A 348-nucleotide genomic window follows, 5' to 3' on the forward strand; every position below is an offset into this window, starting at 1 on the left:
TTGCTGAATGAACATGGCTATACGCAAGCAGATTTAGCACAAGTGATTGGAAAAAGTCGAAGTCATGTTGCAAATACGCTTCGTTTGTTGAAATTGCCATCAAAGGTACAAAAATTTTTAACTGATGGACAACTTTCTGCTGGTCATGCACGCTGTCTTATAACTGTTGATAATCCATTGGACTTGGCAGAAAAAATTATTCGTGAAGGTCTCTCTGTACGCCAAACAGAAATATTAGTCTATGAGCAGGCAAATCCTAAGGTCAAAAAACGCACTTCTCTGGAAAAAGATGCAGAAACAAAATCTTTAGAAAAATTGCTTGCAGACGTAATTGGAATGAAAGTTATC

At 37.1% G+C, this 348-nt stretch carries 1 pseudogene; it reads left to right on the forward strand.

Annotation, left to right across the window (positions count from 1 at the left end):
- A pseudogene (locus ACFINO_RS10715) lies at positions 1–348 on the forward strand (ParB/RepB/Spo0J family partition protein); the annotation flags it as partial.

Origin of the sequence: Bartonella sp. AA83SXKL (genome assembly GCF_042196965.1) — a bacterium.
Lineage (GTDB): Bacteria > Pseudomonadota > Alphaproteobacteria > Rhizobiales > Rhizobiaceae > Bartonella.